Origin of the sequence: Streptomyces sp. NBC_01476 (genome assembly GCF_036227265.1) — a bacterium.
Taxonomy (GTDB): domain Bacteria; phylum Actinomycetota; class Actinomycetes; order Streptomycetales; family Streptomycetaceae; genus Actinacidiphila.
Genome location: NZ_CP109446.1, coordinates 2,027,647 through 2,041,839 on the forward strand (window position 1 = coordinate 2,027,647; position 14,193 = coordinate 2,041,839).

The following is a 14,193-nucleotide window of genomic DNA, read 5'->3' on the forward strand; positions in this document are numbered from 1 at the left end:
CGGCCGGGCGGCCCGTGCCGCCCCGTGCCGACCCGTGCCACCCCACCCCGCGCCGGCACCGAGCCTTAGCCGCATCCGTAGCCGCATCCGTAGCCGGCCAACCGCTCAGCCCGTCGTCCCGTCCGCGGGATGCGGCATCAGGAGCGGCCCGGTGCGCGGCGGCACCGACAGCGGCAGGCGGACGAAGACGCGGAAGCCGCCCCCGGGGCGGGCCCCGGCGCGGCAGACGCCCCCCAGGGCGCTGGCGCGTTCGTGCATGCCGAGCAGGCCATGGCCGCCCATCACGCCGGCGGGGGCGGTCGCAGGCTGCGGGGGAACAGGCGCGGCGGCACCGTCATCGTCCACCACGACTTCGAGGGCGCCCGGGTCGCGGCTGATCCGTATCACCGCCCCGGCGTCCGGACCCGCGTGCTTCTGGACGTTGGTGAGCGACTCCTGGATCACCCGGTACGCGGTGAGGTCGACGCTCGCCGGGAGGGCGGCGGGCGTACCGCAACGGCACTCCACGGTCACCTTCAGGCCCGCCCGGCGGAAACCGTCGATGAGTTGGTCGAGCACGCCGAGGCCGGGGGCGGGTTCCATCGGCGCCTCGGGTTCACCGTGCTGACGCAACAGCCCTACGGTGGCGCGGAGTTCGTCCAGTGCGGAGCGGCTCGCCTCGCGCACATGGGCCAGGGCCTGCTTGGCCTGGTCGGGCCGGCTGTCCATGACGTGGGCGGCGACTCCGGCCTGGACGTTGACCAGCGCGATGTGGTGGGCCACGACGTCGTGCAACTCCCGGGCGATCCGCATCCGTTCCTCGGCGACGCGCCGCTTCGCCTCTTCCTCCCTGGACCGTTCGGCACGCACCGCACGCTCCTCGACCGCGGCCACGTACGCCTTGCGGCTGCGTACCGCGTCACCGGCCGCGGCGGCCATCCCGGTCCAGGCGAACACCGCGAAGTTGGCCTCGCAGTACCAGGGGCGGGGGCCGAAGATCATGGCGAGCGCGGTCAGTCCGACGCAGACGGCGAGGCCGGTGGCACGGGTGGTGGGGCGGTCGGTACGGGCGGCGACCGTGCACAGCGCGACGGCCGCGGTCAGGATCACCGGATTACGGCCGTCCGTCTGGCGCAGCACGATGAAGAGCGCGGTGAGCAGACAGGTGAAGCCGAGCACCGCCCAGGGCGCCCGGCGGCGCAGCGCCAGCGACCCGCAGGCCACCGCGACCAGGGCGGTGTCCACGCCGCCCAGCCGGTAGCGGTCGACGCCGGCCACCGTGCCGAGCAGGATCAGCGCGAAGAACACGGCCGCCAGCACGGCGTCCGCGGTCCCCTGATGGGCCCGCAGCCACCGGCACGGCACGGCGAAGGCTCTGCTGCGCGGATACGGCACGGGAGTCCAGGTTACCGGTGAGTGGGGCGCAGCGACGCCACGGGGACGGACCGGGCCGCGCACGGGAGGGCCGCTTCAGCCCGGGATGAGGCCGTCGTCGCGGAGCATCGCGCGGACCTCTTCGAGGGTCGCGTCCGGGGACGGCAGGATGAGTTCCGACGGCTCCAGGGAGTCGTCGGGCAGCGGCTCACCGAGCCGCCTGACGGCGTCGAGCAAGGCGTCCAAGGTGCGGCGGAAGCCCTCCTCGTCGCCTGCCTGGATCGCGGCGAGCAACTGGTCGTCCAGCGTGTTGAGTTCGGTGAAGCGGGCGTTGTCCAGCTCCACCTGGCCCTCCCCCATGATCCTGACGATCATGACGGCCTCCTCCGTAAGCCCGTACGGGCGCCTGGTGCTGATGCCGGGGACCGGCGGTGCCTGCGATCGGCGGTGCCTGCGATCGGCGACGGCCGGTGAACGGCGCTGCCTGAGACCGGCGGTGCCTGAGAGCAGCGGTGCCGGGGACCGGCAGTACCCGACCGGCGGGTGTCTGTGAACGGCGGGCACCGCCCGCCGTTCACAGCGCTACTGCTTGTCGAACCGCGGGGTGTCCTGCGGCTGGCTCTGCGAGGTCTGGCCGGGCTTGCCACCCTCGATCGCCTGCTGGGGGCTGCCGCCCGCCAGCTCCGCCTTCATCTTCTGCAGTTCCAGCTCGACGTCGCTGCCGCCGGAGAGCCGGTCGAGCTCCGCCTGGATGTCGTCCTTGGCCAGGCCGCTCGGGTCGTCCAGGGCGCCGGAGGCCAGCAGCTCGTCCAGGGCACCGGCCCGGGCGCGCAGCTGCTCGGTCTTGTCCTCGGCCCGCTGGACCGCCAGGCCGACGTCGCCCATCTCCTCGGAGATGCCCGAGAAGGCCTCGCCGATCTGGGTCTGCGCCTGGGCGGCGGTGTAGGTGGCCTTGATGGTCTCCTTCTTCGTCCGGAAGGCGTCCACCTTGGCCTGCAGCCGCTGGGAGGCGACCGTGAGCTTCTCCTCCTCGCCCTGGAGCTGCGTGTGCTGCACCTCCAGGTCGCTGACCTGCTGCTGGAGGGCCGCCCTACGGGAGAGCGCCTCCCGGGCCAGGTCCTCACGGCCGAGCGCCAGCGCCTTGCGGCCCTGGTCCTCGTAGGTGGTCGACTTCCGCTGCAGCTCGGTGAGCTGCAGTTCGAGCCGCTTGCGGGAGGTGGCGACGTCCGCCACGCCCCTGCGTACCTTCTGCAGCAGTTCCAGCTGCTTCTGGTACGAGTAGTCGAGCGTCTCGCGCGGGTCCTCGGCCCGGTCCAGGGCCTTGTTCGCCTTCGCGCGGAAAATCAGTCCCATCCGCTTCATGACACCGCTCATGGGCCTCGCGCGCCCCCTTCTCGGCAACTGCTCCGGCACCTGTACAGACCCAAGCCTACGGGCCCTGGTTCCATTACCGCACTGTTCGGTCGCGGATGCGGTCATCCCCAAGGACGATCACGGTTCGGCCACCTCGGGCCAAGGGAGTAGGTGAGGGGCTGGGGTGCGGCGCCCGGAGCACGTAACCTGGGAGATGTGTTCCGACGCCGTTCTCCAGATGAGCTGTCCTCCACCACCGGTACTGCCGTGCTCGAGGACCAGTCCCGCGACCCGCAGGCTCCCAAGGGCCGCCCCACTCCCAAGCGCAGCGAGGCTCAGAGCCAGCGGCGCAAGGCGGTGGTCGCGCCCAAGGACCGCAAGGCCGCGGCCAGGCAGGCCCGCGAGGCCCGCCGCGCCGACCTGGCCAAGCAGCGCCAGGCGCTGGCCGGTGGTGACGAGCGCCATCTGCCGGCCCGTGACCGCGGCCCGGTGCGGAAGTTCGCGCGGGACTACGTCGACGCGCGGATGCGGGTGGCGGAGTTCTTCCTGCCGGTGGCGGTCGTGATCCTGGTGCTGAGCATCGTGCGGATCGGCTCCCTGCAGAACCTCTCGCTGCTGCTGTGGCTGGTGGTGATCGTGGCGATCGTGGTCGATTCCGTCGTCACGGGCCTGCGGCTGCGGCGCCAGCTGCGGACGCGCTTCGCGGACAAGAACGTCAAGGGTGCGGTGGCGTACGCCCTGATGCGGACGCTCCAGATGCGCCGGCTGCGGTTGCCGAAGCCGCAGGTCGAGCGCGGCACCAAGCTCTGAACGGCGGGTTCACGGGCGGCCCCGGCGGCGACGCCGCCCCTGACCCCGCGGGGCTGCCGGCCCCGATGCCCCTTCCCCCGCCGATGCCGGAGAATCCGCCGCACATCCTGGGAGCGCGCTCGGGCATGGACCCGGTGCCGGCCGGGCTGCCGCCGATGGCGCCCGGTGGCTTCGGCCCCCGTGGGGGCTATGGCGGCGGGAGCGGCGCGGGCGGCGGGGGCTATGCCGGCGGCGGATCCGACAGCGATTTCGGCGGGGGTTTCGGCGGCGGTTTCGACGGCGCCGCGGAGAACTGGCAGGCCGGACTCGGCGGACTGCGGAACACGGTCCGCCAGGAACTGGTCACCCGGCAGCTGGACGAGCAGCTGACCCTCCACTTCCCGCAGCCCGCGGGCGCGCACGCCCGGCGCCGGCTGCGGGTGCTCGACATCGGCCCCGGACAGGGCACGCAGGCGCTGCGGCTGGCCCGGGCCGGCCACCTGGTCACCGGCCTGGAAGCCGACCCGGCGATGCTCGCGGTGCTGCGGGCCGCGGTGGCGGGCGAGCCGGACGAGGTCCGCGGGCGTCTCGTCGTCCTCCAGGGCGACGGCCGGGAGACCGGGAGGCACTTCGGTCCCGCCTGCTTCGACGTGGTGCTCTGCCACGGCGTGCTGATGTACGTGCCCGACCCGGAGCCGATGCTGGCGGCGCTGGCCCGGGTGCTCGCGCCCGGCGGGCTGCTGTCGCTGCTGGTACGGAACGGCGACGCGCTCGCGATGCGGCCTGGGCTCCTGGCCAACTGGGTCGGGGCGCTCGACGCTTTCGGCGCCACGGGCTACACCAACCGGCTGGGGCTGGCGACGCGGGCCGACCGCCTGGAACCGCTGACCGCGACGCTGGCCGGGATCGGGGTGCCGCTGCACTCCTGGTACGGCGTGCGGATCTTCACCGACACCGCCCCGGACCAGGCGCGGGCACCGCAGGACGTACAGGAACTGGGCCTGCTGCTGGCCGCGGAGGAACGCGCCGGCCGAACAGATCCCTACCGCTCGGTGGCGGCGCTGCTGCACCTGTGCGGGGTACGCGGCTGAGGCCGCGGGCCCGGCCGGCCGTACGGTCCGGGCAGTACGCCGGCCCACCCGGTCGGCGCACGTGCGGCGGCCCGCGAATCCGGCCCCCTCGGCCCGCACACGGCTCCGGTCCGCAGGGACCCTCCGGGCAGGGCCCCAAGGAACGGCACGCCTGCCTGCCCGGGCGGGGCAGGTGCGGCGGCCCGCATATCCGGCCCCCTCGGCCCTCTCGCGGCTCCGGTTCGCAGGGACCCGATCGGCGGTCCGGGCAGGGCCCCAAGGAACCGCACGCCGGCCCACCCGGCCGGGGCAGGTGCGGCGGCCCGCATATCCGGCGCCCTCGGCCCGCCCGGGGCGGTCGGTTCGCTTGCCGCGCCGGGGCGTGGGGACCCGATTGGCGGTCCGGGGCGGGTACCGGGGCGCCGCGAAAGTGACAATGCGGACATGAGTCGATCGCACCCGTCCCGTACCCGTCTCCTGCTGTCCGGCGCCGCCGGCGTCTGCGCCGCGGCGCTGCTGGCCGCCGGTTGCAGCTCGGACTCCGACTCCGGCGCCTCCGGTGCCCCGACCGACGCGCCGAACCAGGTGGCCCCGGCGGCTGCCGCGTCCAATGGCGGCGACGCCCTGCAGAGCGCGTACCAGGACACGGTCAGGAACGTACTGCCGTCGGTGGTCCAGATCACCACCAAGTCGGATCTCGGCTCCGGCGTCGTCTACGACGACAAGGGCGACATCGTCACCAACGCGCACGTCGTCGGGAACGCCACCACCTTCCAGGTGTCGCTGGCCACCGGCGGCAGCCCGCTCGCCGCCAGGCTGATCTCCTCCTTCCCGGCGAACGACCTCGCGGTGATCCGGCTGACGTCCCCGCCCGGCGACCTCAAGCCGGCGAAGTTCGCCGACTCCTCCAAGGTGTCCGTCGGCCAGATCGTGCTGGCCATGGGCAACCCGCTGGGTCTGTCCAGCAGTGTCACGCAGGGCATCGTCTCGGCGACCGACCGTACGGTCAGCGAGAGCTCGGACGAGTCGGGCGGCGGAACCGGCGCCACCATTCCCGACCTGGTGCAGACGTCGGCGGCGATCAACCCCGGCAACAGCGGCGGCGCGCTGGTCGACCTCGACAACGAGGTGATCGGCATCCCGACGCTGGCCGCGACCGACCCGCAGCTCGGCAGTGGGGCGGCGCCCGGGATCGGTTTCGCGATCCCGTCCAGCGCGGTGAAGCGGATCGCCGACCAGATCATCAAGCACGGCAAGGTCACCGACTCCGGGCGAGCCGCGCTCGGCGTCACCGTCCGCGGGGTGGTCGGCCAGAACTTCCAGCCCGCCGGGGTGGCGGTGGTGGCCGTGGCGAAGAACGGGGCCGCGGCGAAGGCGGGGCTGCGGGCCGGGGACGTCATCACCGAGGTGGGCGGCGATCCGATCACCACGGTGCAGTCGCTGACGGAGGCGCTGACGGACTTCAAGCCGGGGCAGAAGGTGAAGGTCACGTTCACGCGGAACGGGGCGACGCGGTCGGTGGAGGCGACGCTGGGGTCGCTGTAGGCGGAGGTCCGGGCGGCTTCCGGGCCGGCCCGGACTTTCTCAGGGCCGGCCCGGCGTCCTCAGGCCCGGCCCGGACCGCTCAGGCCCGGGAAAACGGCGGCGGGCCCGCCGGGGAAGCCGGCGGGCCCGTGACGCCTCTGTCTGCCTCCGGTCAGGCTTCCTCGGCGGCAGGTTCGGCGGATTCAGCAGACTCGGCGGATTCGGCGGACTCACCGTGCAGGCTCATCGGGCCGTAGATGCGGGTCTCGCCGTCGAAGAGGACGACCTGATCGGCGCCGCCTTCGAGGAGGTCCTTCCAGACCTCGCCCACCCAGGACTCGGCGTCCCCCTGCGTGGTGAACTCCTCCGGCTGCACCGCGGGCGGCACCTCGGTGCCGTCGGCCTTCTCGAACCGCCACGTCCACGCCATGTGCTTCTCCCTCGGTCCGGGGTCGGGCTGCCGTCTTCCGTCGCAGCGTATCTGCATGTGGGCCGCTCGTAAGGGTGGTCTCCGCTTGGCGGGGCCCCGCGCGCCGCGGCACGGCGGACGCGAGACGATCGTGCCGTGGAACTGACTCTGCTCGGCACCGGCGGCCCCGAGGGCCTGCCGCTGCCCGACTGTCCCTGTGCCGCTTGCGCGGTCGCCGTCGGCGCCGGGGCGCGGGCGGCGACCGCGGTGGTGGTGGACGGCCTGGTGCTGCTGGACCTGACCCCGGGGGTGGCGATGGCCGCGGCCCGGGCCGGGCAGCCGCTCGGGGGCCTGCGGATGGTGCTGTTGTCCCACCCGCACGACGGGCCCCCGGTGGAGGTCCCGGCCGGGCTGCCGGCGCCGGTCCGGCTGCCGGACGGGGAACGGCTGCCGCTGACCACCGGGCACCGGGTGGAGGCGGTGGCGGTGGACGCGCCCGGTACGGGGTACGCGGTCGAGTCGCCGGACGGCTTCCGGGTGCTGTATCTGCCGCCGGGGTGCGGACCCGCGGGGGTCTCGGCCGGCGGGCCGCCGTACGACCTGGTGCTGCTCGACGTGGTGGGGCGCCCGGACGGGCTGGCCCGGCTGCGGGAGGTGGGCGCGGTCATCTCGACGACCGATGTGGTCGCCGTACATCTCGATCACGAGGCGCCGCCCGAGCCGGAGTTGACGCGGCGGCTGGCGGCGCTCGGGGCGCGGGCGGTGCCGGACGGTACGACGCTGGTGGCCGGTGACTACCAGGAAGTGCCGGATGTGCCGCGGCGCACGCTGGTGCTCGGCGGGGCCCGGTCGGGCAAGTCGCTGGAGGCGGAGCGGCGGCTCTCGGCTTTCCCGGGGGTCGTCTACGTGGCCACCGGGGGGAGCCGGGCGGGGGACGCGGAGTGGGCGGCGCGGGTCGCCGTGCACCGGGAGCGCCGGCCGGCCGGGTGGCGTACGGAGGAGACCTGCGACCTCCTGCCGCTCCTCGCCGACGCCGGGGGGCCGCCGCTGCTCATCGACTGCCTCTCGCTCTGGCTCACCCACACCCTCGACGCGGCCGACGCGTGGACGTCTCCTGCGGCGGGCCTGCCGGCCGTGCACGCGGCCACCGCCGGACTCGTCGCCGGGTGGCGCGCCACCCGCCGCACGGTCGTGGCGGTCTCCAACGAGGTCGGCTCCGGCGTCGTCCCCCCGACCCCGGCGGGCCGCCTCTTCCGTGACGAGCTCGGCCGCCTCAACGCCGCGCTGGCCGCGGAGTCGGAGCATGTCCTCCTCGTCGTCGCCGGCCAGGCCGTCCGTCTGCGCGGCTGACCCTCTCCCGCGCCCGGCGGAACCCCGGCGCCGCCAGAACGCCTGGCTTCCCGCCGCGGCAGCGGAAAAAGCGGCAGGAGACCGTCCGGGCACGGGGAGTTCACCGCGCGGCGCAGCGCCCGGCGCGGCCGGGCGGCGGGGAGGGCCGTCAAGCCTCCGCGGTGGCGGGGCTGTACTGTTCGGGCCGTGAGCGGGATCGAGATGGATGGGTTCGGGGCCCTGGTCGAGCGGCCGGACGCCGGGGTGCGGCGGGATTCGGCGGAGCGGTGGGGGCGGGTGGTCAAGCCGGCCGGCGGGCTGGGGAAACTCGCCGAACTGGCGGACTGGCTGGCCGCGGTGCAGGGCCAGGCGCCCGCGCGGCCGATCACCGGACCCAAGGTGTTGCTCTTCGCGGCCGACCATGGTGTGGCGCGGCTCGGGGTGTCGGCCCGCGAGGCGGGAACCGCGAGTGAACTCGCCAAGGCCGCCGTCGCCGGCTCCGCGCCGGCGAACGTGCTGGGCCGTCAGTACGGCGCCTCCGTACAGGTCATCGACATGGCCCTGGACTGCGACCCCGCCGAACTCCCCGAGGCCGTGACGGCCCATCGGGTCCGCCGCGGCTCCGGCCGGATCGACATCGAGGACGCCCTCACCCAGGAAGAGGCCGAACAGGCCTTCCGCGCCGGGATGACCATCGCGGACGCCGAGGCCGACGCGGGCACCGGCCTCGTCCTGCTCGGCGATCTCAGCGTGGGCGGTACGACCACCGCCGCCGTCCTCATCGCCGCCCTGTGCGGCACCGACGCCTCCGTGGTCACCGGCCGCGGCTCCGGCATCGACGACCTGACCTGGATGCGCAAGTGCGCCGCGATCCGGGACGCGCTGCGCCGGGCCCGCCCCGTACTCGGTGACCAGCTCGCCCTGCTCGCCGCGGTCGGCGGCGCCGACTTCGCCGCGATCACCGGCTTCCTGCTGCAGGCGGCGGTACGCAAGCTGCCGGTCGTGCTCGACGGCGTGGTCAGCGCCGCCTGCGGCCTGGTCGCCCAGCGGGTCGCCTTCCGGGCACCGGACTGGTGGGTGGCGGGCAACGCCAGCGGCGAGGCCGGCCAGGACAAGGCACTGGACCGGATCTCGCTGGAACCCCTGGTCGACCAGGGCATCGCGGCCGGCGGCGGCACGGGCGCCCTGCTCGCCCTGCCGCTGCTCCAGGCGGCGTCACTGCTCGCCGCCGAACTCCCCGAGGAGCCGGAGAAGCCGCAGGACCTTGAGGACACCGAGGACCTGTAGGCCGCTCCCGCGCACGGCCCCGCTCAACCGAAAATCGGACATTAGCCCGTAAACTCCCCGACCATGGGAACGGGCATCGGGGCCGGGCGACATGTCCTGCGGGCGCGCCGAGCGGCGTCCCTCACCGTCTGGTACCTGCGGGCCGTCGCCGCGGTGAATCTGCTCGGCGCGGTCTGGGTCAGCCTCGGCGCCGACATCCGCCGGCACAACGCCGAGGACTACTTCACCCCGTACCTGCTCACCGCCGGCTTCACCACCGGCGCCTTCGCGCTCTTCCTCGCGGTGACAATGCGACGCCGCAAGCGCGCGGCCTGGATCCTCAACCTCGTGCTCTGCGGTCTCTTCTCCGCCGCGCTCGCGCTGAGCATGGTGTGGCCGCGGATCCACCGCCACGCGCAGAACTGGGTCTCGCTCGGCCTGACCACCCTCTTCCTGGCCGCCCTGCTGGCGGGCCGGCGCGAGTTCCGGGCCAAGGGTGACCGGGCCAACCCCCGGGCGGCGGGGCTCACCGCGGTGATCGGCCTGGCGGTGGCCGCCCTCATCGGCACCGGGCTGGTCGCCGCCACCAACTCCGAGCGCGGCGCGGGTTTCGGCGACGTCGTCGGCTACGCGGTGGTCCGGCTGGTCTCGCTGGTGCCTGCGGACACCGACTTCGTCTCCATCACCACCCCCGGCTGGGTGGACGTGGTGGTCAATGTGCTGAGCACGCTGCTCTTCCTGCTGGTGCTCTTCGTCGCCTTCCGTTCCCCGCGGGGCCGCGAACTCCTGTGTCCCGCCGACGAGGAGCGGCTGCGCGGCCTGCTCGGCAGGTACGGCGGCCGCGACTCGCTCGGCTACTTCGCGCTGCGCCGCGACAAGAGCGTCATCTGGTCGCCGAGCGGCAAGTCGGCCATCGCCTACCGGGTGCTGGGCGGTGTGACGCTGGCGTCCGGCGATCCGCTCGGCGACCCCGAGGCGTGGCCGGGGGCGATCGACGCGTGGCTCACGGAGGCGAAGGAGCACGCGTGGGTGCCGGCCGTGATGGGCGCGAGCGAGGAGGGCGGCAGGGTGTACGCGCGGCACGGGCTCGACGCCCTCGAACTCGGCGACGAGGCGATCGTGGAGACCGCCGGCTTCACCCTCGACGGACGGGCGATGCGGACGGTCCGGCAGGCGTACAACCGGGTCCGGCGCTCCGGCTGCACGGTACGCGTCCGGCGGCACCGCGACATCCCGCCGGACGAGCTGGAGGCGCTGGTGGAGCGGGCCGGCCACTGGCGGGACGGCGGTACGGAGCGGGGTTTCTCGATGGCGCTGGGGCGGCTCGGCGATCCGGCGGACGGCGACTGCGTGATGGTGGAGTGCCAGGACGGGACCGGGTCGCCGCGGGCGCTGCTGAGCTTTGTGCCGTGGGGTCCGAACGGGCTGTCGCTCGATGTGATGCGGCGGGACCGGGGGGCGGACAACGGGCTGATCGAGTTCATGGTGATCGAGCTGATCCGGCGGGCGCCGGAGGTGGGGGTCGAGCAGGTCTCGCTGAACTTCGCGATGTTCCGTTCGGTCTTCGAGCGGGGGTCGCGGCTCGGGGCGGGGCCGGTGCTGCGGTTGTGGCACTCCTTGCTGACGTTCTTCTCGCGGTGGTGGCAGATCGAGTCGCTGTACCGCGCCAACGCCAAGTTCCGGCCGATCTGGGAGCCGCGCTATGTGCTTTTCGGCAAGTCCAGCGAACTGCCCAGGATCGGGATCGCGGGGGCCCGCGCGGAGGGGTTCCTCGGGGTGCCCCGGTTGCCGAGGCCGCTTCGGCGGGGCGGCGGGTGAGGGGGGTTCCGGTGCGGGTTCCGGTGCGGGTTCCGGTGCGGGTTCCGGTGCGGTGGGGAGGGTGCGGGGGTTCGCGGCCGGGGAGTGGGGGACGGTCTTCCCCGACGTGTGGCGGCGGCTGCGGGGGGCCGGGCCGCGGGCGGTGCCGCTGACGCTGGCGGCATGCGTGGGGGTGCTCGTCCTGCAGGTGCTCCAGCACTCGCCGCGGACCAGTGCGTGGGTGGACCGGCTGGGCGGGGTGTACGTGACGCTGCCGTGGTGGCAGGAGCTGCTGCGGACGCCGCTCTCGCTCGTCGTACCGGATCCCTCGCTGCCGGTGTGGGGACTGGTGCTGCAGATCGTGGTCGTCTTCGGCATCGCGGAGACGACGCTGCGGGGGCCGCGGACGCTCGCGGTCGCGCTGCTCGCCACGCTGGCCGGCACGGGGTTCGCGCGCTACTCCCTGTGGGTCGGGCCCTCCGGCTTCCTCGGCCTGCCCGTGCATACCCTGCACGTCCGCGACACCGGGCCGTCCGCGGCGGTGGTCGCCCTCGGGGTGTACACGGCGTGCCGCTACCGGGCGTGGTGGACCGCGGCGGGGGTGGCCGCGGCCATGGTGGTCGAGGTCCTCTGCGTTCCCAATCTCGCGGGTTACGAACACCTCGCGGGCGTCGCGGCCATCCTCACCCTCACCGCGGCGGAGCGCTGCCGCGAGCCCCACCCCGCCTAGCCGGCGCGGTCCCGGTCGGGTGCCCGGTCGGGTGCCCGGTCGGGTGCCCGGTCGGGTGCCCGGTCGGGTGCCCGGTCGGGTGCCCGGGCGCCGGGCCGGGTGGGGGGTGGGGGATAGCCTCGGGTGGGAGGAGAGGGGGGCGCGTGCGGTTCGCGTTCGGGGTGTTGAGCGTCGTGCCGGTGCGGGTGGGGCAGTGGGACCGGGCGGCGGCGCGTGGGGGGATGGTGGCCGCGCCGGTCGTGGGTGCCGTGCTCGGGCTCGGGGCCGCCGTGGCCGGCGGGGTGCTCACCGCGGCCGGCGCAAGCGCGCTGCTCGCCGCCGTGGCAGCCGTCGCCGTGACCGCGGTGCTGACCCGAGGCCTGCACCTGGACGGGCTCGCCGACACCGCCGACGGCCTGGGCAGCGGAAAACCCGCCGAGGACGCGCTGCGGATCATGAAGCAGTCCGACATCGGCCCCTTCGGCGTGGTCACCCTCGTCCTCGTGCTGCTCGGACAGGTGGGCGCCCTGACGGCGTGTTACGGGCACGGCTGGGTGTACGGCGGCACCGCCGCCGTGGTCGCGGCGGTGGCCGGACGTACCGCCATCACGCTGGCGTGCCGCGACGGCGTACCCCCCGCCCGCCCGGAGGGACTCGGCGCCGCGGTCGCCGGCGTGCTGCGCCCCCGTACCGCCTGCGGTGTCGCCGTGCTCTGCGGGGCGCTCGCCGTCGCCGTGACCGTGCCGTTCGGCGGGCTCACCTGGGTGCGGACCGCCGTCGCCTGGTCCTGCGCCCTGCTCGCCGCCGAGGCGCTGCTCCGCCGCTGCCGGCACCGCTTCGGCGGCGTGACCGGCGACGTCTTCGGCGCGCTGTGCGAAACCTCGGTCACCACGGCCCTCCTCGTCCTGGCCTTGCGCTGACCCGCCCGCACCCGGCGTACGCTCAGAAGGCCCTTCGGCCCCACGCACCCCCCTCCGCCCCGCTGAGGTGGCGCAATACGATGCCGGAGGCCGGGCCGGGCCACCCACCGGCCCTGACAGGACCTCGACGAATAGGACCTCATCCACCGTGACTGCACTGACACTCAGCACCTCCTCCGCCGCAGCGCTGCGTGCGGACGCCGTCGTCATCGGCGTGGCCAAGGGTCCCAAGGGCCCGCGACTGGCGCCGGGCGCCGAAGCGGTGGACTCCGCGTTCGACGGCAAGCTCACCGCCACGCTGGAGACCCTGGGTGCCGCGGGCGCCGAGGGCGAGGTCACCAAGCTGCCGTCCCCCGCCGGGGTGAAGGCGGCGGTCGTCGTCGCGGTCGGTCTCGGCGAGGCCCCGGAGGACGGCGAGCCCTTCGACGCCGAGGCGCTGCGCAAGGCCGCGGGTGTCGCGGCCCGCACGCTCGCCGGGTCGAAGAAGGCCGCGTTCGCGCTGCCCGCCACCGACGCCGTGTCCGTCGAAGCCGTCGGCACCGGCGCGCTGCTGGGCGCGTACGCGTTCACCGCCTATCAGGCGAAGGACGGCGGAAAGGCCCCGCTCGCCGAGGTCGCCATCACCGGCGCCAAGCCGCGCGACAAGGAGCACAAGGCCGCCGCCGAGCGCGCCACCGCGGTGGGCGTCGAGGTGAACCGGGCCCGCGACCTGATCAACACCCCCTCCAACGACCTGGACCCGAAGGCGTTCGCCGCCGCCGTGCAGGCGGCAGGCAAGGAGTTCGGCCTGAAGGTCGAGGTGCTCGACGAGAAGGCGCTCGCCAAGGGCGGCTACGGCGGCATCATCGGCGTGGGCCGCGGCTCGGCGACCCCGCCCCGGCTGGTCCGGGTCGCGTACACGCACGCCAAGGCCACCCGCACCCTCGCCTTCGTCGGCAAGGGCATCACGTACGACTCGGGCGGCATCTCGCTGAAGCCGGCCGGCCACAACGAGACCATGAAGTGCGACATGAGCGGCGCCGCCGCGGTGTTCGCCGCGGTCGTGGCCGCCGCCAAGCTCGGCCTGGAGGTCAACATCACCGGCTGGCTCGCGCTCGCCGAGAACATGCCGGGCGGCAACGCCACCCGCCCCGGTGACGTGCTGAAGATGTACAGCGGCAAGACCGTCGAGGTGCTGAACACCGACGCCGAGGGCCGCCTGGTGCTGGGCGACGCGCTGGCCCGCGCCTCGGAGGAGCACCCGGACGCGATCGTGGACGTCGCGACGCTGACCGGCGCGATGGTCCTGGCGCTGGGCGAGGGCCGGTTCGGCATCATGTCGAACAACGACGACTTCCGCACCGCCATCCACACCACCGCGCTGGCCGCGGGCGAGGACTCCTGGCCGATGCCGCTGCCGCCGGCCCTGCGCAAGACCTTTGACTCCCCCACCGCGGACATCGCCAACATGGGGGTGCGGATGGGCGGCGGTCTGATCGCCGGGCTGTTCCTGAAGGAGTTCGTCGGCGAGGGCATCACCTGGGCGCACCTGGACATCGCCGGTCCCGCCTTCCACGAGGGTGCCCCGTTCGGCTACACCCCGAAGGGCGGCACCGGCGCCGCGGTCCGCACCCTGGTGAGCCTGGCGGGTCAGGCGGCGGACGGGAACCTGCTCTGATCGGGTGAGAATCCGGT

At 74.3% G+C, this 14,193-nt stretch carries 13 protein-coding genes; 9 read left to right on the forward strand and 4 right to left on the reverse strand.

What is annotated here, in order from left to right:
* Nucleotides 1-105 precede the first annotated feature (105 nt).
* The 3 genes from OG552_RS08880 to OG552_RS08890 all read right to left on the reverse strand — a co-directional run bounded on the left by OG552_RS08880 (nucleotide 106) and on the right by OG552_RS08890 (nucleotide 2,727).
* Nucleotides 106-1,374, reverse strand: coding sequence for a sensor histidine kinase (locus tag OG552_RS08880; protein WP_329131000.1), 1,269 nt, complete (start codon nucleotides 1,372-1,374; stop codon nucleotides 106-108).
* Nucleotides 1,375-1,449: 75 nt separating this feature from the next.
* On the reverse strand, nucleotides 1,450-1,728 hold the full coding sequence (gene pspAA, locus OG552_RS08885) for a PspA-associated protein PspAA (RefSeq protein ID WP_329131001.1): 279 nt from the start codon (nucleotides 1,726-1,728) through the stop codon (nucleotides 1,450-1,452).
* Between the two features lie 207 nt (nucleotides 1,729-1,935).
* The gene (locus OG552_RS08890) at nucleotides 1,936-2,727 is read right to left on the reverse strand and encodes a PspA/IM30 family protein (RefSeq protein WP_329131003.1); all 792 of its coding nucleotides are present in this window, start codon (nucleotides 2,725-2,727) and stop codon (nucleotides 1,936-1,938) included.
* Nucleotides 2,728-2,922: 195 nt separating this feature from the next.
* Here OG552_RS08890 and OG552_RS08895 point away from each other — a divergent pair, with 195 nt between their 5' ends.
* From OG552_RS08895 to OG552_RS08905, 3 genes are all read left to right on the forward strand, one after another.
* A complete protein-coding gene (locus tag OG552_RS08895; protein ID WP_443070895.1) occupies nucleotides 2,923-3,516 on the forward strand; it encodes a DUF3043 domain-containing protein in 594 nt (197 codons plus the stop codon).
* Nucleotides 3,517-3,854: 338 nt separating this feature from the next.
* Complete coding sequence (locus OG552_RS08900) at nucleotides 3,855-4,586, forward strand: class I SAM-dependent methyltransferase (RefSeq protein ID WP_443071151.1); 732 nt, start codon at nucleotides 3,855-3,857, stop codon at nucleotides 4,584-4,586.
* Nucleotides 4,587-5,009: 423 nt separating this feature from the next.
* A complete protein-coding gene (locus OG552_RS08905) occupies nucleotides 5,010-6,110 on the forward strand; it encodes a S1C family serine protease (RefSeq protein ID WP_329131007.1) in 1,101 nt (366 codons plus the stop codon).
* Nucleotides 6,111-6,261: 151 nt separating this feature from the next.
* Here OG552_RS08905 and OG552_RS08910 read toward each other — a convergent pair whose 3' ends face one another.
* Nucleotides 6,262-6,519 carry a hypothetical protein gene (locus OG552_RS08910; protein ID WP_329131009.1) on the reverse strand — a complete coding sequence of 86 codons (258 nt, stop codon included), beginning with the start codon at nucleotides 6,517-6,519 and terminating at the stop codon, nucleotides 6,262-6,264.
* 135 nt (nucleotides 6,520-6,654) lie between these two features.
* Here OG552_RS08910 and OG552_RS08915 point away from each other — a divergent pair, with 135 nt between their 5' ends.
* From OG552_RS08915 to OG552_RS08940, 6 genes are all read left to right on the forward strand, one after another.
* Nucleotides 6,655-7,848 (forward strand): bifunctional adenosylcobinamide kinase/adenosylcobinamide-phosphate guanylyltransferase, encoded by a 1,194-nt coding sequence (locus OG552_RS08915; protein ID WP_329131011.1) that lies wholly within the window; start codon nucleotides 6,655-6,657, stop codon nucleotides 7,846-7,848.
* Nucleotides 7,849-8,034: 186 nt separating this feature from the next.
* Nucleotides 8,035-9,114 carry a nicotinate-nucleotide--dimethylbenzimidazole phosphoribosyltransferase gene (locus OG552_RS08920; RefSeq protein WP_329131013.1) on the forward strand — a complete coding sequence of 360 codons (1,080 nt, stop codon included), beginning with the start codon at nucleotides 8,035-8,037 and terminating at the stop codon, nucleotides 9,112-9,114.
* A 63-nt stretch (nucleotides 9,115-9,177) separates the two neighbouring features.
* Nucleotides 9,178-10,911 carry a phosphatidylglycerol lysyltransferase domain-containing protein gene (locus OG552_RS08925; protein ID WP_329131015.1) on the forward strand — a complete coding sequence of 578 codons (1,734 nt, stop codon included), beginning with the start codon at nucleotides 9,178-9,180 and terminating at the stop codon, nucleotides 10,909-10,911.
* 61 nt (nucleotides 10,912-10,972) lie between these two features.
* On the forward strand, nucleotides 10,973-11,620 hold the full coding sequence (locus OG552_RS08930; RefSeq protein WP_329131017.1) for a hypothetical protein: 648 nt from the start codon (nucleotides 10,973-10,975) through the stop codon (nucleotides 11,618-11,620).
* 143 nt (nucleotides 11,621-11,763) lie between these two features.
* Complete coding sequence (locus tag OG552_RS08935; protein WP_329131019.1) at nucleotides 11,764-12,519, forward strand: adenosylcobinamide-GDP ribazoletransferase; 756 nt, start codon at nucleotides 11,764-11,766, stop codon at nucleotides 12,517-12,519.
* Nucleotides 12,520-12,667: 148 nt separating this feature from the next.
* Nucleotides 12,668-14,176 (forward strand): leucyl aminopeptidase, encoded by a 1,509-nt coding sequence (locus tag OG552_RS08940; RefSeq protein WP_329131020.1) that lies wholly within the window; start codon nucleotides 12,668-12,670, stop codon nucleotides 14,174-14,176.
* Nucleotides 14,177-14,193 lie beyond the last annotated feature (17 nt).